Below are 23,992 nucleotides of genomic sequence, written 5' to 3' on the forward strand. Positions count from 1 at the left end.
CCCGTGGCTCAGGGCGCCAGGGACCGGATGAGCCCCTCCTGGGCCACGGTGGCCACGTGGGTGCCGTCGCCGGCCCAGATCTGCCCGAGGCACAGCGCCCGGCCGGCCGAGGCGGCCGGGCTGTCCCCCTCGTAGAGGAACCACTCGTCGGGCCGCACCGGCGCGTGGAACCACACGGCGTGGTCGAGGCTGGCGCCGATGAACCCGCCCCAGCCCACGCCGAGGCGGGCCACCCCGGCCGAGAGCAGAGTCAGGTCGCTGGCGAACGTCAGCGCCGCGGCGTGCACGGCGGAGTCGTCGGGCAGCCGGCCCAGCACCCGCAGCCACGTGCGGTGCTGGGTGCGCGGCGGCTGCTTGGCCGTGGGCTCGAACGGGTCCTCGAGGAACCGCTGCTCGATGGCGACGCCCATCGCCTTCATCCACGCCGCGCGCTCGGGGTGCCGGTCGAACATCTCCGGGATGCCGGGGAGCCCGTCGGGACCGGGGACGTCGGGCATCGGCAGCGAGTGCTCGGCCACCGCCGCCTCCCCCGCCGTGAAGTCGGCGGTGAGCGCGAAGATCGCGACGTCCTCGCCCTTGCGCTGCTGCTGGGCGAGCACGCGGCGGGTGGTGAACGTCCGGCCGTCGCGGATCCGCTCGACGACGTAGCGGATCTCCTCCGCGGGGTCGCCCGGGCGGAGGAAGTACGAGTGCAGCGAGTGCACCGGCCGCTCCCCCGGCACGGTCAGGCCCGCGGCCATCAGCGCCTGCCCGGCCACCTGGCCGCCGAAGATGCGCTGCTGCTCCGTCGACGGCGTCTGCCCCACGAACACGTCGTGGTCGCGCTCCTCGAGGCCGAGCACCGCCATCAGCGGCGCCGTCCCCTCCCCCGTCACGAGTCCGTGCCCACCTCGTGCACGCGGATCAGGTTGGTGGAGCCGACGGTGTTCGGCGGGCTGCCGGCCACCACCACGACCCGGTCGCCCTCCTTGAGGCGACCGATGGCCAGCAGCGAGAAGTCCACCTGCCGGACCATGTCGTCGGTGTGCGACACCGCGGGCACGATGAACGTCTCCACGCCCCAGGAGAGGGCCAGCTGGCTCCGCACGCGCGCGTCGACCGTGAACGCCAGCAGCGGCTGGCGCGGGTGCAGCGCGGCCAGCCGGCGGGCGGTGTCGCCGGTCTGCGTGAAGGTGGCCAGCGCCTTGACGCCGAGGATCTCGCCGATGTCCTTGGCCGCGCGCACGATCGCGCCCGACCGCGACCGCGGGACCCGCACCAGCCCCGGCACGGGGGCGTGCTCGCTCTCGACCGCGTCGATGATCCGCTCCATCGTCCGCACGGCGGCGATCGGGAACTTCCCCACCGACGTCTCGCCGGAGAGCATCACCGCGTCGGCCCCGTCGAGGACGGCGTTGGCGACGTCGGAGGCCTCGGCGCGGGTGGGCCGCGAGGAGCCGATCATCGACTCGAGCATCTGGGTGGCCACGATGACCGGCTTGTTGCGCTCGCGGGCGGCCTGGACGGCGCGCTTCTGGACCAGCGGCACCTTCTCCAGCGGCAGCTCCACGCCGAGGTCGCCGCGGGCGACCATGACCCCGTCGAAGGCCTCGACGATCGCCTCGAGGTTCTCGATCGCCTCGGGCTTCTCCAGCTTGGCGATGACCGGGACCTCGATGTCCTCCTCGCGCATGATGTCGCGCACCAGCTCGACGTCGTCGGGCGAGCGGACGAACGACAGGGCCACGAAGTCGACCGACAGGTGCAGGGCGAAGCGGAGGTCCTCCTCGTCCTTCTCCGACAGCGCCGGCACGCTGACCGCGACGCCGGGCAGCGACAGGCCCTTGTTGTTCGAGACCGGGCCGCCCTCGACGACCAGGCACCACACGTCGGGGCCGTCGACGTCCACCACCGACAGCGCCAGCTTGCCGTCGTCGACCAGCAGCCGGTCGCCGACGCGCACGTCGCTGGCCAGGCCCTTGTAGGTGGTCGACACGCGCTGGGCGGTGCCCTCGACGTCCTCGACGGTGATGCACACGCGGCTGCCGGTCTCCCAGACCGCGCGGCCCTCGGCGAACGTGCCGAGGCGGATCTTCGGGCCCTGCAGGTCGGCCAGGACGGCGACGGCGTGGCCGGTGTGGTCCGAGGCCTGCCGCACCACGGTGTAGGCGGCCTGGTGGTCGGCGTGCGACCCGTGGCTGAAGTTCAGCCGGGCCACGTCCATCCCGGCCTCGACGAGCGCCGTGACCTGCTCGAGGGAGCTGGTGGCCGGGCCCAGGGTGCAGACGATCTTCGCGCGGCGGGGCATGGGGAGAACGCTATCGGCCGGGCCCGGACGCCGCGGGTCCGACCCCTGTGAGCGCTCACATGCAGCCCCTCCAGCCCCAGGACGTGACAGGGGCCGGTAGAAGGACCCCGTCCCCCTCACCCCTCGCAAGCTCGGGCGAGCCTCTGGACGGGGCCCCTCCCCTCAGCGCAGGGCGATCGCGGTGGGGGTGATGGGCCGCGGCAGCATCGAGCCGCCGGTCAGCCACGCGTCGACGGCGCCGGCCGCCGCCCGGCCCTCGGCGATCGCCCACACGATGAGCGACTGCCCGCGGCCGATGTCGCCGGCCACGAAGACGCCGGGGACGCTGGACATGAACTCGCCGTCGCGGGCCACGTTGCCGCGGTGGTCCACCTCGACGCCCAGCGTGTCGACCAGGCCCTCGCGCTGCGCGCCGGTGAAGCCCATGGCCAGCAGCACCAGCTCGGCCGGCAGCTCGCGCTCGGTGCCCTCGACCTTCTGGAACCGGCCGTCGACCCGCTCGACCTCGTGGAGGAGCAGCGCGCGGACCCGGCCCTCGTCGTCGCCCAGGAAGCGCTCGGTGTTGACCGAGTAGAGCCGCTCGCCGCCCTCCTCGTGCGCGCTGGAGACGCGCATGACCATCGGGTACGTCGGCCACGGGTTGTCGGCGCCCCGGCGGTCCGGCGGTGCCGGCATGATCTCCAGCTGGGTGACCGACGCCGCGCCCTGGCGGTGCGCGGTGCCGAGGCAGTCGGCACCGGTGTCACCGCCGCCGATGATCACCACGTGCTTGCCGGTGGCGGTGATCGGCGGGTCGTCGAGCTCGCCGAGGGCCTGGCGGTTGCCGAAGGGCAGGTACTCCATCGCGAGGTGGATGCCCGCCAGCTCCCGGCCCGGGGCGCGCAGGTCGCGGCCGATGGTCGCCCCGCCGGCCAGCACGACCGCGTCGAAGTCGCCGCGCAGCTGCTCGACCGACAGGTCGGCCTCCGCCGACCCGCCGACCTCGACGCCGGTGACGAACCGCGTGCCCTCGGCGCGCATCTGGTCCAGCCGCCGGTCCAGGACGGCCTTCTCCATCTTGAACTCGGGGATGCCGTAGCGGAGCAGCCCGCCGATCCGGTCGGCCCGCTCGAAGACGGTCACGTCGTGCCCGGCGCGGGTCAGCTGCTGGGCGGCGGCCAGCCCGGCGGGGCCCGAGCCCACGACGGCGACCTTCTTGCCCGTGCGCTCCTGCGGCGGCACCGGCTTGACCAGGTCGCGCTGGAACGCCTGGTCGACGATCTCCCACTCGACCTGCTTGATCGTGACCGGCGACTCCTGCAGGTTCAGCACGCAGGAGCCCTCGCACGGCGCCGGGCACAGCTTCCCGGTGAACTCCGGGAAGTTGTTGGTCGCGTGCAGCCGCTCGATCGCCTCGGTCCAGTCGTCGCGGCGGGCGAGGTCGTTCCACTCCGGGATCAGGTTGCCCAGCGGGCAGCCGTGGTGGCAGAACGGGATGCCGCAGTCCATGCAGCGGGCCGCCTGCTCGCGCACGGCGGTCACCGGGAAGACGGCGTCCTCCCCGTTCTGCCGGGAGAGGTAGACGTCCTTCCAGTCCAGCAGCCGCAGCTCGACCGGGCGCCGCGGGGGCAGCTTCCGCTCGTACTTCAGGAATCCGGTCTGGTCAGCCACGAGCGGCCTCCATGAGAGCACGGTCGACGTCGGTCCCGTTGGCCTCGGCCATCCGCTGGGCCTCGAGCGCCCGGCGGTAGTCGCGCGGCATGATCACGCTGAACTGGTCGGCCCAGCGGCCCCAGTCGGCCAGCAGGGCGGCGGCGACCGGTGACTCGGTCTCGGCGTGGTACCGCACGAGCACGTCGCGCAGCCACTGCGCGTCCTCGCCGTCCAGCGGCTCGACGTCGACCATCTCGGGGTTGACCCGGTGCCGGGCGAGGTCGAGCACGTAGCCGATGCCGCCCGACATGCCGGCGGCGACGTTGCGGCCGGTGGGGCCGAGGATCACCGCGCGGCCGCCGGTCATGTACTCCAGCGCGTGGTCGCCCACGCCCTCGACCACGGCCAGCGCGCCGGAGTTGCGGACGCAGAACCGCTCGCCCACCCGGCCGCGCAGGAAGATCTCGCCGCCGGTGGCGCCGTAGGCGATGACGTTGCCGGCGATGACGTTGTCCTCGGCGGCGAAGCTGGCCTCGCGCGCCGGGCGGACCACGATCCGCCCGCCGGAGAGGCCCTTGCCCACGTAGTCGTTGCCGTCGCCGAGCAGCCGCATGGTGATGCCGCGCGGCAGGAAGGCGCCGAAGGACTGGCCGGCCGACCCGGTGAAGGTCAGGTCGATGGTGCCGTCGGGCAGGCCCTCGCCGCCGAAGCGGCGGGTCACCATCGAGCCGAGCATCGTGCCCACGGTGCGGTTGACGTTGCGCACCGGCAGCTCGAGGCCGACCGGCCGCGCGTCGAGCAGCGCGCCCTCGCACAGCTGGATCAGCGTCTGGTCCAGCGCGACGTCGAGGCCGTGGTCCTGCTCGCGGACCTGGCGGCGCACAGCGCCCTCGGGCAGCTCCGGCACCGACAGCATCGGCGACAGGTCCAGCCCGGCGGCCTTCCAGTGGTCGACCGCCTTGCGGGTGTCGAGCAGCTCGACGTGGCCGACGGCCTCGTCCAGCGAGCGGAAGCCCAGCTCGGCGAGGTACTGCCGCACCTGCTCGGCCAGGAACTCGAAGAACGTGACGACGAACTCCGGCCGCCCGGTGAACCGCTTGCGCAGCTCCGGGTTCTGCGTGGCCACGCCGACCGGGCAGGTGTCGAGGTGGCAGACGCGCATCATCACGCAGCCGGAGACCACCAGCGGCGCGGTCGCGAAGCCGTACTCCTCGGCACCGAGCAGCGCGGCGATGACGACGTCGCGCCCGGTCTTCATCTGCCCGTCGACCTGGACGACGATGCGGTCGCGCAGCCCGTTGGCCAGCAGGGTCTGCTGGGTCTCGGCCAGCCCCAGCTCCCACGGGGAGCCGGCGTGCTTGAGCGAGGTCAGCGGGGCGGCCCCGGTCCCGCCGTCGTGCCCGGAGATCAGGACGACGTCGGAGTGGGCCTTGCTCACCCCGGCCGCGACCGTCCCGACCCCGACCTCGGCGACCAGCTTGACGTGGACCCGCGCCTGGTTGTTGGCGTTCTTCAGGTCGTGGATCAGCTGCTTGAGGTCCTCGATCGAGTAGATGTCGTGGTGCGGCGGCGGGCTGATCAGCCCCACGCCCGGCGTGGAGTGCCGGGTGCGCGCCACCCACGGGTAGACCTTGCCGCCGGGCAGCTGACCGCCCTCGCCGGGCTTGGCCCCCTGCGCCATCTTGATCTGGATGTCGTCGGCGTTGACCAGGTACTCGCTGGTGACGCCGAACCGGCCGCTGGCCACCTGCTTGATCGCCGAGCGGCGCAGGTCGCCGTTGGGGTCGGGGACGAACCGGTCGGGGTCCTCGCCGCCCTCACCGGTGTTCGACCGCGCGCCGAGCCGGTTCATCGCGATGGCGAGCGTCTCGTGGGCTTCCTGCGAGATGGAGCCGTAGCTCATCGCGCCGGTGGAGAACCGCTTGACGATCTCGCTGACCGGCTCGACCTCCTCGATCGGCACGGGCGGGCGCACGCCGGTCCTCAGCGTGAAGAGCCCGCGCAGCGTCGCCGCCTCCTCGGACAGCTGGTCGACGGTCTTCGTGTACCGCTCGAAGACGTCGTACTGCCGCGCGCGGGTGGCGTGCTGGAGGAGGAACACCGTCTCGGGGTTGAACAGGTGCACCTCGCCCTCGCGGCGCCACTGGTACTCGCCCCCGGTCTCGAGCTTGCGGTGCGCGCGCTCGGTCGGGTTCGGCGGGTAGGCACGGCGGTGGCGGATCGCCACCTCCTCGGCCAGGACGTCGATGCCGACGCCGCCGAGGGGGCAGGAGGTGCCGGTGAAGTACTCGTCGACGATCTCGCGGGACAGGCCGACGGCCTCGAAGATCTGCGCCATCGTGTACGAGCCGACGGTGCTGATGCCCATCTTGCTCATGACCTTGAGCACGCCCTTGCCGAGCGCCTTGACCACGTTGCGCACGGCCTGGGACGCCTCGACGCCGGTGAGCGAGCCGTCGCGGATGAGGTCCTCGATCGACTCGAACGCCAGGTACGGGTTGACCGCGGCGGCGCCGTAGCCGAGCAGCAGGGCGACGTGGTGCACCTCGCGGCAGTCGCCGGACTCGACGACCAGGCCGACCTTCATCCGGGTCTTCTGCCGGACGAGGTGGTGGTGCACCGCCGAGGTCATCAGCAGCGAGGGGATCGGCGCGCGCTTCTCGTCGGCGTCGCGGTCGGAGAGCACGATGATGCGGGCGCCCGCCGCGATCGCCTTGCTGACCTTGGTCCGCAGGTCCTCGATGGCCTGGGCCAGCGCCGGCCCGCCGCCGTTGACGTCGAAGTGGCCGGTGATCCGGACGGCGGCGAAACCGGGCAGGTCGCCGTCGTCGTCGATGTGCAGGATCTTGGCCAGCTCGTCGTTGTCGATGACCGGGTACGGCAGGAACACCTGCCGGCAGGAGGCCGGCGCGGCCTCCAGCAGGTTCTGCTCCGGGCCGAACGTGCGCCCGAGGCTGGTGACCAGCTCCTCGCGGATCGCGTCCAGCGGCGGGTTGGTCACCTGGGCGAACAGCTGGCCGAAGTAGTCGTAGATCAGCCGCGAGCGGTCCGAGAGCGCCGCGACCGGGGTGTCGGTGCCCATCGAGCCGATCGGCTCGGCGCCGGCCGAAGCCATCGGCGTGAGCAGCAGCCGCAGCTCCTCCTCGGTGTAGCCGAAGACCAGCTGGCGGCGGACGACGGACTCGTGGCTGGGCCGCGACCGGCGGCGCTCGGGCAGCGAGGGCAGCTGCACCAGGCCGGCGTGCAGCCAGTCGTCGTAGGGCTGGGCGGTCGCGAGCTCGCCCTTGACCTCCTCGTCGGAGACGATCCGCCCCTGGGCGGTGTCGACGAGGAACATGCGGCCCGGCTGCAACCGGCCCTTGGCCACGACGTCGGCGGCCGGGATGTCGAGGACGCCGACCTCGCTGGCGAGCACCACCAGGTCGTCCTTGGTGTGCCACCAGCGGCCCGGGCGCAGCCCGTTGCGGTCGAGGACGGCGCCGATGAGCGTGCCGTCGGTGAAGGCGACCGCGGCCGGCCCGTCCCACGGCTCCATGATCGAGGAGTGGAAGCGGTAGAAGGCCCGGCGGGCCGGGTCCATCTCGTCGTGGTTCTCCCACGCCTCCGGGATCATCATGAGGATCGCGTGCGGCAGCGACCGGCCCGACAGGTGCAGCAGCTCGAGGACCTCGTCGAAGGTCGCCGAGTCGCTGAAGTCGCTGGCGGTGATCGGGAAGATCCGGTCGAGGCCGAGCTCGGCGGCGGGGCTGCCCTCGGGGGCGTCGAAGAGCTCGGTCTCCAGCATCGCCTCGCGGGCGCGCATCCGGTTCCGGTTGCCCTTGACGGTGTTGATCTCGCCGTTGTGGGCGATCAGCCGGAACGGGTGGGCCAGCGGCCAGCTCGGGAACGTGTTGGTGGAGAACCGGCTGTGCACCAGCGCGATCGCCGACTCGTAGCGCTCGTCGCGCAGGTCGGGGAAGAACGCCGGCAGCTGGTCGGTGGTCAGCATGCCCTTGTAGCCGAGGGTGCGCGAGGACAGCGAGACGACGTACAGCGAGCTGCCGGCCTCGCGGGCGGAGCGCTCGGCCCGCTTGCGCAGCACGAAGGCGCGCCGCTCGAGCCGGCTCACGCCGTTGCAGGTCACCGGGCCGCCGTAGGCCTTCGTGTCGGCGCGCGCGGCCATCGTCTCGGCGACGAAGACCTGGGCGAAGTGCGGCATGACGGCCAGCGCGGTCGGGCCGACGTCGGCGCCCTCGGGGTCGACCGGGACCTCGCGCCAGCCGAGGACGGTCAGCCCCTCCTCGGCGGCCAGCCGGGCGACGTCCTCGACCCGGGCGGCCCGCTCGGCCTCGTCGACGGGGAGGAAGGCCAGGCCGACGGCGTACTCGCCGAGCGGCGGCAGGTCGAACCCGACGCTGGCGCGCAGCAGCGCGTCGGGGATCTGCGTGAGGATGCCCGCGCCGTCGCCGGAGTTCGGCTCGGAGCCGGCGGCGCCCCGGTGGTCGAGGTTGTGCAGCGCGGTCAGCCCGGCGGCGACGATCGCGCGGGACCGGCGCCCGCGAGCGTCGGCGACGAAGGCGACGCCGCAGGCGTCCTTGTCGTTCGCCGGGTCGTAGAGCCCGGAGGCCGGGGGCACCGCGGAGAACGGCACGGCGGGGGCGGAGAGCTCGGACATGTCACTCCCGTCGTCGGCTGGCGCCCGCGCCGGTCGGAGGAGGACGGTCGCGAGGAGGCCGGGGTGGTCAGTGGTGGGCGGCAGAGGAGCAGCGCGCGTTCCGCTTGTCACCGGACGGCTCGGCTCCGAGGGCCCACCGGGCGGGTGTCCGTTGGGCTGTCGTCCACGGGGCGGCACTGGCCCGGTTCCGACGAGGTCGGACCCGGTCAGGATCGCTGGCGGGTCCGGTCAGAAGAGTACACAGCCGTAACACGGGCCGAACGCGAGCAAACCCCGGGGACGGCGCGTCGTCGTCAGCGTGTCGTATCCGGGGGCTGGTCGGGGCGTCCGCGCTGGTCAGCGGCGAGCGGCCGGTCGGGGTCGGCGTCGCCGGCGGGCTCGTCGGCGGACGCCGCGGTGGAGCCGCCGGCGCCCGTGGGGCGTTCCGCGGCCGCGACTGTGTCCTTCGTCGCGCCCCGCCGGATGACCTCGCGCGGCTGGCCCCGCTGCAGCACGAGGTAGGCGACGGCGAGCAGGCCGACGACGATCGAGGTGAACACGTTGAGGCGCAGGCCGAAGAAGTGCTCGGCCTCGTCGATGCGCAGGCTCTCGATCCAGCCGCGGCCCAGGCAGTACAGCGCGACGTACAGGGCGAAGGCGCGCCCGTGGCTCAGGCGGAAGGACCGGTCGGCCCACACGACGATGCCGGCGGCGATCAGGTTCCACACCAGCTCGTAGAGGAACGTCGGGTGGTACAGCGCGACGTCGAGGTAGCCGGGCAGCCGGTGCACCGGGTCGATCTCCAGCGCCCACATCACGTCGGTGGGGCGCCCGTACAGCTCCTGGTTGAACCAGTTGCCCAGCCGGCCGATGGCCTGGGCGACGAGGAGGCCCGGCGCGATGGCGTCGGCGAACGCCGGCAACGGGATCTTCCGGCGTCGGCAGGCGATCCAGGCCCCGACGGCGCCGAGGGCGATCGCGCCCCAGATGCCGAGGCCGCCCTCCCAGATCGCGAAGGCCTTGAGCGGGTCCCCGCCCTCGCCGAAGTACGGCTCCGGCGTGGTGATCACGTGGTAGAGCCGGCCGCCGATGATCCCGAAGGGGACGGCCCAGACGGCGATGTCGAGGACGTCGCCCTTCGCGCCCCCGCGGGCGACCCAGCGCTTCTCGCCGATCCAGCACGCGGCCACGATGCCGGCGATGATGCACAGCGCGTAGGCCCGCAGCGGGAAGGGACCGAGCTCCCAGACCGCCTGCGACGGGCTCGGGATCGACGCGAGAGTCACCGGAGCACCGTACGGCGCCGGACGCCCTCGGCGAGGTTGCCGGCCAGCGTGCCGGCCGCCGTGGCGGCGGCCTGCTCGTCGGCGGCGTCGAGCAGCACCCGCACGAACGCCGAGCCGACGATCACGCCGTCGGCGAAGGCGGCGACCTCGGCGGCCTGGTCGGCGTCCGAGACCCCCAGGCCGACGCACACCGCGAGGTCGGGGGCCGCCGCGCGGGTGCGGGCGACCAGCTTCTCGGCGGCGTCGCCGACCGTGGCGCGGGTGCCGGTCACCCCCATCGTGGAGGCGGCGTAGACGAAGCCGCGGCAGGCCGCGGTGGTGGACCGCAGCCGGGCGTCGGTGGACGACGGCGCGACGAGGAAGACGCGGTCGAGGCCGTGCGCGTCGGAGGCGGCGATCCACTCGCCGGCCTCGTCGGGGATGAGGTCGGGGGTGATCGCCCCCGCTCCCCCGGCGGCGGCCAGGTCGGCCGCGAACCGCTCGACGCCGTACCGCTCGATCGGGTTCCAGTAGCTCATCACCACCGGGACGGCGCCGGCGGCGGCCACCGCCTCGACCGCCCGCAGCACGTCGCGCATGCCGACGCCGGCCCGGACGGCGACCTCGACCGCCTGCTGGATGACCGGCCCGTCCATGCCCGGGTCGCTGTAGGGGATGCCGACCTCGACGACGTCGGCGCCGCCCTCGACCGCGGCCACCATCGCCGCGATCGAGCCCTCGACGCTCGGGTAGCCGACGGGGACGTACGCGATCAGCGCCGCGCGGTCGTGCGCCTTCGCCCCCGCGATCGCCTCGGCCGACGAGCTCATGCCGACTCCCCCGCGTCCTGGCCGGCCACGGCCTCGTCGTTGGTGACCGCGCCCTCGGTGGGCTGCTGGTCGGTGTCCAGGCCCGGGCCGGGGGCGGCGTCGTCCCGGTCGCCGAGGCCGAACCACCGTGACGCCGTCTCGACGTCCTTGTCCCCGCGGCCGGAGAGGTTGACCAGCAGCAGGGCCCCGGGGCCGAGCTCCCGGCCGAGCACCAGCGCGCCGGCGAGCGCGTGCGCCGACTCGATCGCCGGGATGATCCCCTCGGTGCGGCAGAGCAGCGCGAAGGCCTCCATCGCCTCGGCGTCGGTGACCGCGCGGTACTCGGCCCGGCCGATGTCGTGCAGGTAGGAGTGCTCGGGGCCGACGCCCGGGTAGTCGAGGCCGGCGCTGATCGAGTGCGACTCGATCGTCTGCCCGTTCTCGTCCTGCAGCAGGTAGGAGCGGGCGCCGTGCAGCACGCCCGGCGTCCCGCCGGTGATGGTCGCGGCGTGCCGCCCGGTGTCGACGCCGTCCCCGCCGGCCTCGAGGCCGATCAGCCGCACGCCCTGGTCGGGCACGAAGGCCGTGAAGATGCCGATCGCGTTGGAGCCGCCGCCGACGCAGGCCAGGACGGCGTCGGGCAGCCGGCCCTCCCGGTCGAGCACCTGGGCACGCGCCTCGTCGCCGATGACCCGCTGGAAGTCGCGGACCATGGCCGGGAACGGGTGCGGGCCGGCGACGGTGCCGAAGACGTAGTTCGTCGTCTCGACGTTGGTGACCCAGTCGCGGAAGGCCTCGTTGATCGCGTCCTTGAGGGTGCGCGAGCCGGTGGACACCGGGATCACCTCGGCGCCGAGCAGCCGCATGCGGGCGACGTTGAGCGCCTGCCGGCGGGTGTCCTCCTCGCCCATGTAGATGGTGCAGGACAGCCCCATCAGCGCGGCGGCGGTGGCGGTGGCGACGCCGTGCTGGCCGGCGCCGGTCTCGGCGATGACCCGCTGCTTGCCGATGCGCTTGGTGAGCAGCGCCTGGCCCAGCACGTTGTTGATCTTGTGCGAGCCGGTGTGGTTGAGGTCCTCGCGCTTGAGCAGCACCGTGGCGCCGCCGGCGTGCTCGGCGAACTTCGGCACCTCGGTGACCGGGCTGGGCCGGCCGGTGTAGTCGCGCTGCAGCCGCTCGAACTCGGCGGCGAAGGCCGGGTCGACCCGCATCGCCTCGTAGGCCTCGGTCAGCTCGTCGAGGGCGGCGATCAGCGCCTCGGGGACGAAGCGGCCGCCGAAGATCCCGAAGTGGCCCGTCGCGTCCGGCCAGCTCGGCCGCGCCGGCACGAGACGGTCCTCGGGCGGGTGCAGCGAGCTGGTCGTCATGCGCCCAGCTTAAGGACCAGGCCGCCCCTCACCGCCCGCGCGTTCGCGGCGGCCCCGGTAGGGATGTCAGCGGGCGGCGCGCGGGGTGGCCGGGTGCGACCCCGCCGTGACCAGGTCGGCGACCGCCTGCCGGGCGTCGCCGGCGGTCACCAGACCCTCCCCGACGAGCACGGCGTCGGCGCCGGCGGCCGCGTAGCCGATCAGGTCGTGCGGCCCGCGGACGCCGGACTCGGCCACCTTGACCACGCCCGAGGGCAGCCCCGGGGCGATGCGCTCGAACGTCGAGCGGTCGACCTGCAGCGTGGTCAGGTCGCGGGCGTTGACCCCGATCACCGAGGCCCCGGCGGCGAGCGCGCGGTCGGCCTCGGCCTCGGTGTGCACCTCGACCAGGGCGGTCATGCCGAGCGACTCCACCCGCTCGAGCAGCCCGGTGAGGGCGTTCTGCTCGAGCGCGGCGACGATCAGCAGGCAGACGTCGGCGCCGTGCGCGCGGGCCTCGTGCACCTGGTAGCTGGAGACGATGAAGTCCTTGCACAGCACCGGGACGTCGACGGCGGCGCGGACGGCGTCGAGGTCGGCCTGCGAGCCGCCGAAGCGGCGCCGCTCGGTGAGCACGCTGATCACCCGGGCCCCGCCGGCGGCGTACTGGCGGGCCAGCTCCGCGGGGTCGGGGATGTCGGCCAGGGCGCCCTTGGACGGGCTCTGCCGCTTCACCTCGGCGATGACGCCGACGCCGGGCGCGCGCAGGGCCGCGAACGCGTCGAGCGCGGGGCGCGCGTCGAGGGCGGCGGCCCGCACGTCGGCCAGCGGCGTGAGCGCCTCACGCGCGGCGAGGTCCTCGCGCACACCGGCGACGATCTGCTGGAGGACGTTGCCGCGGGACTCGGTCACGCCACCACCGTGCCGGGGTGTGGGCTGGCGCACACGCCCCGGGGGTTTCTCGGACTCTGCACGGGATACGTCCCCTCACCAGGCGGATCGGTGGAACCACTCTAGAGGCGCGCCCGGACGGTCCCGACCAGGGGGCGTCGCCCTGGCCTGCCCTCCCACCTGCTAGTGCGTCCCGCGCCCGGGCGCGTCGCACGCACCCGCCGCCCCGTCGTCGGCGCCCGCCGGGGGTGGCCGGCAGTGGGCGGATCCGGCGCATCCCCGCGTGGGGGACGCGCCGTTCGCGCACCTCACCGGCTGCGGCCGCGCTCCGGCAGGTCCTCGGCCGGCTCCTCGGTGGGGTCCTCGCCGCGGTCGAGGGCCCGCCAGGCGTCGTCCGCCCGCTGCTCGCCGGTGCGGGGGGCGGCGGCCGCCCGCGACGCCGGGTCGCCGGGCCGCTGGTAGCGGCGGCCCATCGCCGGCCAGCCGCGGCCGCGGACGACGACGAGCGCACCGGCGGCGACCGCGAGCAGGCCGGCCACCAGCACGAGGACCGGCCCGGCGGCCGCCAGGTCGGTGCGGGCACCGGCGAGGGCGTCGTCGAGCACGGGCAGGTCGGCGGCGGCGACGTCGACCCGGCCGGCGAGCACGGCGCCGCCCGACCAGGCCAGCACGCCGCCCGCGACGACGACGAGGACGCCGACGCCGAGCCGGGCCGCTCCCCGCACCGCGACGAGGACCACGGCCGCCGCGAGCAGCAGCAGACCGGTCGCGGGGACCAGCGGCGCGGCGTCCGAGCCGCTCAGCACCGCGCCCACCGGCGGCAGGGGCGGCTGCCGGTCGGCGGTGACCTCGGCCCAGCGCTGACCGGCGGCCACCAGCGCCAGCGCGCCGGCCGCCGCCGCGCCGGCCACCGCCGCGGTCAGCTCACGGCGCTCGTTCACCCTGTTCGACTGTTCGCCTCCGCCCGGCGGAGCCGGCTGGTCGGCAGAGCGGCTCACCGCACCTCCCGCAGGCCTTCCGCCGTCGCGATCGCCGACAGCACCGCCCGGGCCTTGTGCCGGGTCTCGGCCTCCTCGGTGGCCGGGTCGCTGTCGGCCACCACCCCGGCGCCGGCCTGGACGTACGCCCGGCCCTGGTGCAGCACGGCCGTGCGGATCGCGATCGCCATGTCCATGTCGCCGCTGGCGTCGAGGTAGCCGACGGTGCCCGCGTACAGCGCCCGCCGGGTCGGCTCGAGGGTCTCGATGATCTCCATCGCCCGCGGCTTCGGGGCGCCGGAGACCGTGCCGGCCGGGAAGGTGGCGTCGAAGACGTCGAGCGCGTCGCGGCCCTCCTCGAGCTGCCCCGAGACGGTCGAGACCAGGTGCATGACGTGGCTGTAGTGCTCGATCCGCATGAAGTCGGGCACCTCGACGGTGCCCGGCACGCACACCCGGCCGAGGTCGTTGCGGGCCAGGTCGACCAGCATCACGTGCTCGGCCCGCTCCTTGGGGTCGGCCTTGAGCGCCTCGGCGAGCCGGACGTCCTCCTCCGGCGTCGCCCCCCGCGGCCGGGTGCCGGCCGGCGGGTGGACGACGGCCGACGTGCCGGTCACCGTCACCAGCGCCTCGGGCGAGGAGCCGACGACGTCGAACGGCGACTCCCGGCCGGCGAAGCGCAGCAGGTACATGTACGGCGACGGGTTGCTGGTGCGCAGCACCCGGTACAGGTCCAGCGCGTCGACGGCGGTGGCCACCTCGAACCGCTGGCTGAGCACGACCTGGAACGCGTCGCCGGCGCGGATGTGCTCGCGGATCCGCTCGACGCCGTCCTCGTAGACGCCGGGCGCCATGTTGCTGCGCACCTGCGGCACCTCGGCGGTCTCCAGCACCGCGATGCTCGCCGGCGTCGCCTTGAGGAGATCGGCGGCCATGGCGTCGAGCCGGGTCACCGCGTCCTCGTACGCCTGCGGCGTCCGCTCGAGGGCGTTGGCGATGAGCAGCACCGTGCCGTCGTGGTGGTCGACCACGGCGAGGTCGGTCACCAGCATCATCGCGAGCTCGGGCATGCCGAGGTCGTCGACGCTCCGCACCGGCAGCCGCTCCAGCCGCCCGACGACGTCGTAGCCGAGGTAGCCGACCAGCCCGCCGGTGAGCGGCGGCAGGCCCTCGGTGCGCGGCGTCCGCAGCGCGCGGGCCAGCCGGCGGACGGCGGCCAGCGGATCGGCCGGCAGCCCCTCGGTCAGGCCGGGGATCGGCTCCCCCAGCCACTGCGTGGCGCCGTCCCGCTCGGTGAGCACGCCGGCGCTGCGGACCCCCACGAAGCTGTACCGCGACCACTGCTTGCCCTGCTCGGCCGACTCCAGCAGCACCGTGCCCGGGCGGCCGGCGGCGAGCTTGCGGTAGATGCCGACGGCGGTCTCGCCGTCGGCGAGCAGCCGCCGGGTGACCGGCACGACCGGTTGGTCGAGCCGCCCGAACTCCTCCGCCGTCGGCGCGGTGACGCCGAGCCTCACGACGTCACCGCCAGCGGGCGGTGGAAGCACGACCGCTCGCCCGTGTGGCACGCCGGGCCCTCCTGGTCGACGAGCACGAGCAGCGCGTCACCGTCGCAGTCCAGGCGGACGTCCTTGACCCACTGCCGGTGGCCCGAGGTCTCGCCCTTCACCCAGTACTCGCGGCGGCTGCGCGACCAGTAGGTGGCCCGGCCGGTGGTGAGCGTGCGGTGCAGGGCCTCGTCGTCCATCCAGGCGAGCATGAGCACCTCGCCGGTGTCGTGCTGCTGGACGACGGCGGCGACCAGCCCCGCGGGATCGCGGCGCAGCGCTGCGGCGAGCTCCGGAGCCAGGGCGGACTCGACCGGTGGGACGGCGGACATGCGCCGATCATCCCCGCTCAGGGCACCGCGGGCGGCACCGGACCTCTCGCGGTCGCCCGCTGCTGCCGGAACCACGCCCCGACCGAGGCGGTGCCGGCCAGCCCGAGCGCGGTGCCGGCGAGCGCGGCGAAGCCCAGCGCCACGACGACGATCACCGGTCCGTCCCCGTGCTCGAACTCCTCGGTCATGGCCCGGGCCAGCCAGTAGACGGCGATGACCAGCACGAGGACCAGGCCGGCCAGCAGCACCGGCCGCCCGATCCCGTTCAGCGCCAGCAGGGCCGCCACCAGCACGAGCACCCCGCAGGCGAGCTCGACCAGGGCGACGACGTAGCCCTCGGGGAAGCCCGGCTCGCCGGGATCGGTGAAGGCCTCGCTGAAGCCGGCGATGAAGTAGGTGACGACCGCCCCGAGGATCGCCGCGACCGCCACGACCAGCGCGAGGACGCACGCGGCGATCAGCGCCCCCGGACGCCGGGGCCTCGGTGGCGGCGGTGGCGGCCATGGCGGCGGGGGCCACGGGTGGCTCACGGCCGCGCCGTCCCGGTGAACCAGGCCCTCCCCGCGCCGAGCAGGACCATGCCGAGGCCGACCGCCGGGCCGGCCGCGAACAGGAGGACGAACGCCAGCAGCGCCGTGGTCGGGTCCCCGCCGGGGATCTCGTCGCCGAAGGTGGTGAGCCGGACCGCCCAGTACACGCAGAGCAGCAGCTGGAGGGCCAGGGACACGACGAGCACCACGTGCGCCGGCCGACGCCGGCTGTTGAGGGCCATCACGCCGCCCACGATGAGCAGCACCGCCGAGCCCACCTGCACGAAGCCGAGCACGGTGCCCTCAGTGGCCAGCCCCTCGGCCTCCCCGGAGCCGTCGAGGTCGGCGGCGAAGCCGACGAACGAGGCCAGGAACACCACGTACACCGAGGCGAGCAGCACCAGCCCGGCCTGCACGAAGGCGAGCACGGCCGCCGTGATCACCTGCCCGGGGCGCTTGGGCCCCTGCGGCACCGGCACCCAGGGCTGCGGGTAGCCGGGCGGGTAGCCCGCGTAGGGCTGCGGCGGGAAGCCGTAGGGGGTGGCCGGGTAGCCGACCGCGGCCGGCGGCGGCGCGTAGGGCGCGGTGGCCGGCGGGCCGGCGTAGGGGGCGCCCGGCTGGGTGGGGCTGTCGGGGTCCGCCCAGGGGTCGGACATCAGAGCTCGGCCGCCAGGGCCCGGCCGGCCGTGCGCCCGGAGAACAGGCAGCCGCCGAGGAAGGTGCCCTCCAGCGAGCGGTAGCCGTGCATGCCGCCACCGCCGAAGCCGGCCACCTCCCCCGCCGCGTACAGGCCGGGGAACGGGTCGCCGCCCGGCCGCAGCACGCGGCCGGACAGGTCGGTCTCCAGCCCGCCGAGCGTCTTGCGGGTGAGCAGGTTGAGCCGGACGGCGACCAGCGGCCCGGCCTCCGGGTCGAGGATCCGGTGCGGCGACGCCACCCGGATCAGCTTGTCGCCGAGGTAGTTGCGCGCGCTGCGGATCGCCATCACCTGCAGGTCCTTGGTGAAGGGGTTGGCGATCTCGCGGTCGCGGCAGACGATCTCCGCCTCCACCGTGGCGACGTCCAGGGCCGGCTCGCCGCCGGTGACCCGGTTCATCCCCGCGACCAGCTCGGGCACGGTGCGGGCCACCACGAAGTCCTCGCCGTGGTCGAGGAAGCGCTGCACCGGCGGGGCGACCTCGACCCGGGCGCGCTTGAGCAGCAGGCGGACGTCCTTGCCGGTCAGGTCGGGGTTCTGCTCCGAGCCGGAGAGGGCGAACTCCTTGCCCACGATGCGCTGGGTGGAGACGAACCAGGTGTGCTCGTACCCGGTCTGGCCGATGTGGGCGAGCGTGCCGAGGGTGTCGAACCCGGGGAACAGCGGCACCGGCAGCCGCTTGCCGGTCGCGTCGAGCCACAGCGACGACGGGCCGGGCAGGATCCGGATGCCGTGCCGGTCCCACACCGGCGAGTGGTTGGCGACGCCCTCGGTGTAGTGCCACATGCGGTCGCGGTTGACGACGCTGGCGCCGGCCGCCTCGGTGGCCTCCAGCATCCGGCCGTCGACGTGCGCGGGGACGCCGGACAGCAGCCGCTGCGGCGCGGGCCCCAGGCGGGCCGGCCAGTTCTTGCGCACCAGCTCGTGGTTGCCGCCGATGCCGCCGGCGGTGACGACGACGGCCTGCGCGCTGATCTCGAACGGCTCCAGCTCGGCGCGGGAGCTGGCCTCGCCGCGGGCCACCGCGCTGGGCTCGAGCACGTGGCCGCGCACGCCGGTGACCGCCCCGCCGCTGACGGCCAGCTCGTCCACCCGGTGCCGGAACCGCAGCTGCACCAGCCCGCGCTCGACGGCGTCCCGCACCCGGCGGGCGAACGGCGCGACGATGCCCGGGCCGGTGCCCCAGACGATGTGGAAGCGCGGCACGGAGTTGCCGTGGCCGGTGGCGGTGTAGCCGCCGCGCTCGGCCCAGCCGACGATCGGGAAGAAGCCGATGCCCTGCTCCCTCAGCCAGGCGCGCTTCTCGCCGGCGGCGAACTGCAGGTAGGCCTCAGCCCACTGGCGCGGCCAGTGGTCCTCGTCGCGGTCGAACGAGGCGGTGCCGAACCAGTCCTGGCGGGCCAGCTCGAGGGAGTCGCGCACGCGCAGCCGGCGCTGCTCGGGCGAGTCGACCAGGAACAGCCCGCCGAAGGACCACCACGCCTGCCCGCCGAGGGACTGCTCGGGCTCCTGCTCGAGCAGCACCACGCGCTTGCCGGCGTCGGCCAGCTCGGCGGTGGCGACCAGGCCGGCGAGGCCGGCTCCCACGACGACGACGTCGGTCTCGGTTGTCACGCCCCGGACGCTAGCGGGCCGGGCGGCCGTCCCGCCGTCCCCCGGGAGCGCGAGTCCCCCGACCCGGCGCCCGGCCCCGCGCGGTCCACTCCCGCACCGGGCGGCGCAGGGTGAGCGCCAGGCAGCCGATCGGGCCGACGAGCAGCAGCAGCGCCTGCCACAGCGCGGCCCCGCCGCCGAGCGCGCCGAACAGCGCGACGAGGGCCAGCAGGCCGAGCAGCAGGACGACGGCGGCCGCGGTCTGCACCAGCCAGCCGCGGCCGCGGCCGAGGAGGACCAGCGCCGCGCCGGCCAGGGCGACCAGGGCCAGCACCGCGGGGACGACGACGAACCAGTCGAGGATCTCGGGGTCGCGGAGCAGCCAGGCCAGCCAGAGGTACTCGGCGGCGACGAGGACGCCGAAGACCGCGGCGACCGGCGCCTCCACCGGGCGGGTCGGCGCGGCGGGCGGGGCGGTGCGGCCGAGCGGCGCCGACCGCGGCGAGCGGCGGGGCGCCACCCGGGAGCGCGACGAGCTGGACGGCATGGCCGACAGGGTAGGACCGGGAGCCGGTCAGCAGCTCACGGCCGGCTGGACGTCGCCCGGACCGACCCGGGGTGCAGCTTCTGCCGGCGGCGGCGGGCGACCCAGTGCCGGACCTGCGGCAGCGCGGCGAGCACCGTCGCCGCGACGCCGACCGCCCAGGCGAAGCCGTGGAACCACGAGAAGCCGTCGCCGAGGCCGCCCTGGGCCAGGCCCACGGTCATGAGCGCCGCCAGGATCGCGGCGGGCACCGCCAGGCCCAGCCAGGAGCTGCCCAGCAGGAGGCGGACCGCGCCGACGAGCAGCGTCGCCGTCCACCCGATGGTGACGACGAGGACCATCCACTGCCCGGCGTCGTCGCCGACCGTGCCGGCGACGCTCTGCGCGGCGCTGCCGAGCGACAGGGTGATGAACGCGCCGGGCAGGGCGAGCACCGCGGCGGTCGCCGCCGCGACGGGCGGGCGGCGCTGCGGGTCGGTGGCCTCGGGCACGGCACGCAGCCTACGGCCGCGGTGTGGTCGCGACCACAGCGCGCGCCTCAGCCCACCGGTTCGGGTTCGCCCGCCGACGAGCGCCGCCACGAGGCGTGCAGCCGGGCGTACGGCCCCTCGGCCTCGACCAGCTCCTCGTGGGTGCCGCGCTGGACGACCCGGCCGGCGTCGACGACCAGGACCTCGTCGGCCCGCTCGGCCGTGGAGAGGCGGTGCGCGATGGTCAGCGTCGTCCGGCCGTCGGTGAGCTTGTCCAGGGCGCGGGTGAGCCGCTGCTCGGTGGCCGGGTCGACCGCGCTGGTGGCCTCGTCGAGGACCAGCAGGTCGGGGTCGGAGACGTAAGCGCGGGCGACCGCGACCAGCTGCCGCTCCCCCGCCGACAGCGCCTCGCCGCGCTGGCCGACCGGGGTGGCCACGCCGTCGGCCAGGCCCTCGACCCAGGCGCCGAGGCCGAGCTCGTCGAACGCCGCCTCGACGTGCCCGTCGGTCATGCCCGGCTTGCCGTACCGGACGTTGTCGGCGACGGTCGCGTCGAACAGGAACCCGTCCTGCGGCACCATCACGACCCGCTCGCGCAGCGAGGCGAAGGCGACCTCGCGCAGCGGGACGCCGCTCAACAGCACGCGGCCCTCGACCGGGTCCATGAGCCGGGTGACCAGCTTGGCGAACGTGGTCTTGCCCGAGCCGGTCTCGCCGACGATCGCGACGCGGCGGCGGGGCGCGATCTGCAGGTCGACGTCGTCCAGGGCCTTCGGCGCGCCGGGCGCGTAGCGGAAGGAGACGTGCTCGAAGCGGACCGAGAGCGGCCCCTCGGGCAGCTGCCGGCCGGCGCCGTCGAGCGCGGGGTCGCGGACGTCGGGCTCGGTGTCGAGCACGTCGAGCACGCGGCGGAAGCCGGCCAGGGCGTTCTGCGCCTCGTTGAGCACCTCGCTGGCCGTCTGCACCGGCGCGACGAACAGCGTGACCAGGAACAGGAAGGCCACCAGGGTGCCGGCGGTGATGTCGCCGGCCAGGCCGAGCAGCACGCCGACGATGACGACGGCGGCGTTGGCGACCGCGGCGACCAGCTCGCCGGTGACGAACACCGCCGCGGTGGTCCGCTGGGCCTTGACCGAGGCCCGGTAGTGCCGGTGGATGGCTCGGTCGATGCGGGCGGCGGTGCGCTCGCGCACGCCGTAGGCACGGACGGTCGAGGCACCGACGACCGACTCGGACACCGCGGCCAGCACGTCGCCGACGCGCTCGCGGACCACGCCGTAGACGGTGGCCAGCCGGCGGGCGAAGAAGCGGATCGCGAAGGCCAGCGGCACGAAGCAGGCCAACACCAGCAGGGTCAGCTGCCAGGAGTAGATCGACATGACGACGATCGCGACGACCAGCTGGCCGACGCTGATCACGCCGAGCACGCCGCCCCACTGCATGAAGACCGACAGCTGGTCGACGTCGCTGGTGACGCGGGAGACCAGCGAGCCGCGGCGCTGCCCCTGCTGGTGCAGCACCGAGAGGTCGTGGACGTGCCGGAAGGCCCGCACCCGCAGGCCCGCCAGCGCGGTCTCCGTCGTCCGGAACAGCCGGACGTTCATGCGGTACACGGCCACCGCGGTGAGCAGCACGACCAGCGCGCAGACGATCACCAGGTCGCGGACCAGATCGAGGTCCGGGCCACCGGGGCCGGACAGCCCCTGGTCGATGGTCTGCTGGACGGCGATCGGCACGACCACCCGGCCGGCGGTCGCCATGAGCGCGAGCAGGAAGGTCAGCGGCAGGCCGCGGCGGAACTCGGGCATCATCCGCAGGCCGCGGCGCAGGGTGGCGAAGGCACCCTCCTCGCGGCGGTCGGCGGGCAGGTCGATCTCGCTCACGCGGCAGCCGCCTCCTGGTAGGCGCGGACCAGAGCCGCGTAGCCCGGCACCTCGGCGAGCAGCTCCTCGTGGCTGCCGCGGGCGGTCACCCGGCCGTGCTCGAGCCAGACGACCTCGTCGGCGAGGGCGATGGTGGCCTGCCGGTAGGCGACGACCACGACGGTCGACGGCGGGTCGGTGGCCCGCAGCGCGTCGAGGATGCGCTGCTCGACCGCGGGGTCGACGGCGCTGGTGGCGTCGTCGAGGACCAGCAGCCGGGGACGGCGGACGACGGCCCGGGCCAGGGCCAGCCGCTGGCGCTGCCCGCCGGACAGCGAGGCGCCGCGCTCGCCGACGCGGGTGTCGAGGCCCTCGGGCAGCGCGGCGACGAACTCGTCGGCGGCGGCGGTGCGCAGCGCCGTCCACACCTCGTCGTCGGAGAAGTCGCCGCCGAGGGTGACGTTGCCGCGGACGGTGTCGTCGAAGAGGAAGGTGCCCTGGGGCACGAACGCCGCCTGGCCGCTGACCTCGCCCTCCCGCAGCCGGCGCAGGTCGACGCCGTCGAGCAGCACGTGCCCGTCGCCGGGGTCGACGAGGCGGACGAGCAGCCCGGCGAGGGTGGACTTGCCCGAGCCGGTGGGGCCGACGACGGCGAGCGTGGTGCCGGCCGGCACGTCGAAGGTGACCCCGGACAGGGTCCGCTTGTGCGCGCCGTCGAAGGAGAAGTCGACGCCGCGGACCTGCAGCGCCGCGCCGCCGGTGCCGGCCGGTGCGTCCTCCGGGCCGTGCGGCGTCCCGCCGGTGGCCTCCAGCACCGGGGTGACCCGGTCGAAGCCGGCCAGCGCCCGGGGCAGGTCGGCCAGCACCCAGCCGATGGCGCGGATGGGCAGCGTGAGCAGGCTGAACAGGTAGGCGATGGACACCAGCTGGCCGGCGTCGGTGGAGCCGTCGGCGACGCGGCTCGCGCCGACCAGCAGGATCGCGAGGATGCCGAGGTTGGGCAGCGCCTCGAGCAGCGGGTCGAACAGGCCGCGGACGCGACCGACGTCGACCAGGCCGTCGCGCAGCTCCTCGGCGCGCTCGCGGAAGCGCGCGGTCTCGGTGTCCTCGCGGCCGAGGGTCTTCACCACGAGGGCGGCGTCGAAGCTCTCGTGGGCGATCTCGCTGACCTCGGCGCGCAGCTGCTGGGCCCGCTGCATCTTCGGGCTCATCACCTGCGAGTAGACGACGTTGCTGAGGAAGACCAGGGGAAAGACGACCAGGCCGACCACCGCGATCAGCGGGTCGGTGAGCACCAGCGCCGTCACGGTGATGCCGATCATGACCAGCGCGCCGCAGGCGAAGGGCAGCGGCGCGACGAAGAACCAGGCGCTCTCGACGTCGGAGTTGGCGTTGGACAGCAGCTGGCCGGTGGGGTGCCGCTGGTGCCACGACAGGGGCAGGCGCAGGTACTGGCCGGTGACCCGGCGGCGGTACTCGGCCTGCAGGCGGTACTGCATCACGCCGGCGAACAGCCGGCGGCCGAGGATGCCGAGGACCTTGAGGACGGCGACGGCGAGGATGACCACCGCGGCCAGCAGAAGCGCGGCCGCCGTGGTGTCGTCCTCGCGGAACGCCGGGATGATGACCCGGTCGGTGACCTCGCCGATCACGTAGGCGCTGGCCACGGTCATCGCGGCGTAGAGGCTGCTGCCGAGCAGGGCGAGGACGAACATGCCGCGCTGCTCGCGGACGGCCCGCCCCACGTGACGCAGTCCGCGCCGCACGACGGCGTCTCGGCGGGGCACAGCTCTCCTCGGGGTCGGTCGGGGCGGTACCCCGACTCTACGTTCCTTAGGCGCGCTAAGCGCCTGCGGAGCGCCGGGCGCCCTGGCGGCGCCCGGCGGGCACCGTGGCTAACGTGGCGGGATGACCAGCTCTTCCCTGGCCGACCGCGAGCGTGCCGACCTGGCAGACCTGCTGGAGAAGCTGGGCCCGGACGCGCCGACCTGCTGTGCCGGGTGGACGACGGCGCACCTGGCCGCCCACCTCGCCGTCCGCGACCGCCGTCCCGACGCGCTGCCCGGCTACGGGCTGGAGCGGGTCAACCCGGCGCTGGGCGCGTGGGGTCACCGGCTGGAGGACAGGCTGCGCGCCTCGGCCCGCTACGAGGACCTGGTGGAGCAGGTGCGGTCGGGCCCGGCGCGGTGGCTGCCGATGGGCTGGCCGGGCGTCGGGCGGGTGCTGAACACGACCGAGTACGTGATCCACCACGAGGACGTGCGGCGCGCCCGGCCGGGCTGGACGCCGCGCCGCCTGTCCCGGGCCGACCAGGACCTGCTGTGGCGGGCGGTCGCGCTGCTCGGCCGCCAGGCCGCCCGGGGCCGCACCCTCGTGCTGCGGCGCGCCGACGTCCCCGGCAAGGAGAGGCGGCTCGGCTCCGGCGAGCGGGAGAAGGTGCTCACCGGCGAGCCGCTGGAGCTGCTGCTCTGGATCAGCGGCCGCAAGGACGTCGCCCGCGTCGCGGTGGGGTGAGCGGTGGGGGGGGGGGGGGGGGGGGGGGCGGGGGGGGGGGGCCGCCGGGGGGCCGGGGGGGGG

At 74.8% G+C, this 23,992-nt stretch carries 19 protein-coding genes; 1 reads left to right on the forward strand and 18 read right to left on the reverse strand.

All coding sequences use genetic code 11. From position 1 onward, the window contains the following. Positions 1-8 precede the first annotated feature (8 nt). The 18 genes from ACI797_RS17165 to ACI797_RS17250 form a co-directional block, all read right to left on the reverse strand. The gene (locus tag ACI797_RS17165) at positions 9-875 is read right to left on the reverse strand and encodes an acyl-CoA thioesterase (protein WP_456859957.1); all 867 of its coding nucleotides are present in this window, start codon (positions 873-875) and stop codon (positions 9-11) included. After that, a complete protein-coding gene (gene pyk, locus ACI797_RS17170) occupies positions 872-2,287 on the reverse strand; it encodes a pyruvate kinase (protein WP_456859958.1) in 1,416 nt (471 codons plus the stop codon). Before pyk ends, ACI797_RS17165 begins: the two co-directional genes overlap by 4 nt. 162 nt (positions 2,288-2,449) lie before the next feature. Further along, positions 2,450-3,937, reverse strand: a complete 1,488-nt coding sequence (locus tag ACI797_RS17175; protein WP_456859959.1) for a glutamate synthase subunit beta — start codon at positions 3,935-3,937, stop codon at positions 2,450-2,452. After that, complete coding sequence (gltB, locus tag ACI797_RS17180) at positions 3,930-8,573, reverse strand: glutamate synthase large subunit (RefSeq protein WP_456859960.1); 4,644 nt, start codon at positions 8,571-8,573, stop codon at positions 3,930-3,932. Before gltB ends, ACI797_RS17175 begins: the two co-directional genes overlap by 8 nt. Positions 8,574-8,866: 293 nt before the next feature. After that, positions 8,867-9,838, reverse strand: a complete 972-nt coding sequence (gene lgt, locus ACI797_RS17185; protein WP_456859961.1) for a prolipoprotein diacylglyceryl transferase — start codon at positions 9,836-9,838, stop codon at positions 8,867-8,869. After that, entirely contained in the window at positions 9,835-10,647 is an 813-nt protein-coding gene (gene trpA / locus ACI797_RS17190) for a tryptophan synthase subunit alpha (protein ID WP_456859962.1), read from the reverse strand. The genes lgt and trpA overlap by 4 nt, the downstream gene beginning before the upstream one ends. Continuing rightward, entirely contained in the window at positions 10,644-11,993 is a 1,350-nt protein-coding gene (trpB, locus tag ACI797_RS17195) for a tryptophan synthase subunit beta (protein WP_456859963.1), read from the reverse strand. Before trpB ends, trpA begins: the two co-directional genes overlap by 4 nt. A 66-nt stretch (positions 11,994-12,059) precedes the next feature. Then, a complete protein-coding gene (trpC, locus tag ACI797_RS17200; protein WP_456541026.1) occupies positions 12,060-12,884 on the reverse strand; it encodes an indole-3-glycerol phosphate synthase TrpC in 825 nt (274 codons plus the stop codon). 287 nt (positions 12,885-13,171) lie between these two features. Next, on the reverse strand, positions 13,172-13,804 hold the full coding sequence (locus ACI797_RS17205; protein ID WP_456859964.1) for a Trp biosynthesis-associated membrane protein: 633 nt from the start codon (positions 13,802-13,804) through the stop codon (positions 13,172-13,174). Between the two features lie 53 nt (positions 13,805-13,857). Further along, positions 13,858-15,357 carry an anthranilate synthase component I gene (locus ACI797_RS17210; protein WP_456859965.1) on the reverse strand — a complete coding sequence of 500 codons (1,500 nt, stop codon included), beginning with the start codon at positions 15,355-15,357 and terminating at the stop codon, positions 13,858-13,860. Further along, the gene (hisI, locus tag ACI797_RS17215; protein WP_456859966.1) at positions 15,354-15,719 is read right to left on the reverse strand and encodes a phosphoribosyl-AMP cyclohydrolase; all 366 of its coding nucleotides are present in this window, start codon (positions 15,717-15,719) and stop codon (positions 15,354-15,356) included. Before hisI ends, ACI797_RS17210 begins: the two co-directional genes overlap by 4 nt. Positions 15,720-15,736: 17 nt before the next feature. Beyond that, positions 15,737-16,150 (reverse strand): hypothetical protein, encoded by a 414-nt coding sequence (locus ACI797_RS17220; RefSeq protein WP_456859967.1) that lies wholly within the window; start codon positions 16,148-16,150, stop codon positions 15,737-15,739. Positions 16,151-16,245: 95 nt separating this feature from the next. Further along, positions 16,246-16,905, reverse strand: a complete 660-nt coding sequence (locus ACI797_RS17225) for a hypothetical protein (protein WP_456859968.1) — start codon at positions 16,903-16,905, stop codon at positions 16,246-16,248. Further along, positions 16,905-18,560, reverse strand: coding sequence for an FAD-binding dehydrogenase (locus ACI797_RS17230; RefSeq protein ID WP_456859969.1), 1,656 nt, complete (start codon positions 18,558-18,560; stop codon positions 16,905-16,907). Before ACI797_RS17230 ends, ACI797_RS17225 begins: the two co-directional genes overlap by 1 nt. Positions 18,561-18,570: 10 nt before the next feature. Beyond that, a complete protein-coding gene (locus tag ACI797_RS17235; protein WP_456859970.1) occupies positions 18,571-19,086 on the reverse strand; it encodes a hypothetical protein in 516 nt (171 codons plus the stop codon). A 35-nt stretch (positions 19,087-19,121) separates the two neighbouring features. After that, on the reverse strand, positions 19,122-19,574 hold the full coding sequence (locus tag ACI797_RS17240) for a hypothetical protein (RefSeq protein WP_456859971.1): 453 nt from the start codon (positions 19,572-19,574) through the stop codon (positions 19,122-19,124). Positions 19,575-19,621: 47 nt separating this feature from the next. Beyond that, a complete protein-coding gene (locus tag ACI797_RS17245) occupies positions 19,622-21,436 on the reverse strand; it encodes an ABC transporter ATP-binding protein (RefSeq protein WP_456859972.1) in 1,815 nt (604 codons plus the stop codon). Continuing rightward, entirely contained in the window at positions 21,433-23,202 is a 1,770-nt protein-coding gene (locus tag ACI797_RS17250) for an ABC transporter ATP-binding protein (protein ID WP_456859973.1), read from the reverse strand. The genes ACI797_RS17245 and ACI797_RS17250 overlap by 4 nt, the downstream gene beginning before the upstream one ends. A gap of 121 nt (positions 23,203-23,323) precedes the next feature. On the opposite strand from ACI797_RS17250, the gene ACI797_RS17255 reads away from it, so the two are divergent. Further along, complete coding sequence (locus tag ACI797_RS17255) at positions 23,324-23,929, forward strand: TIGR03085 family metal-binding protein (protein WP_456859974.1); 606 nt, start codon at positions 23,324-23,326, stop codon at positions 23,927-23,929. The last annotated feature ends 63 nt before the right edge of the window (positions 23,930-23,992 follow it).

This window comes from Geodermatophilus sp. SYSU D00691, assembly GCF_054050275.1.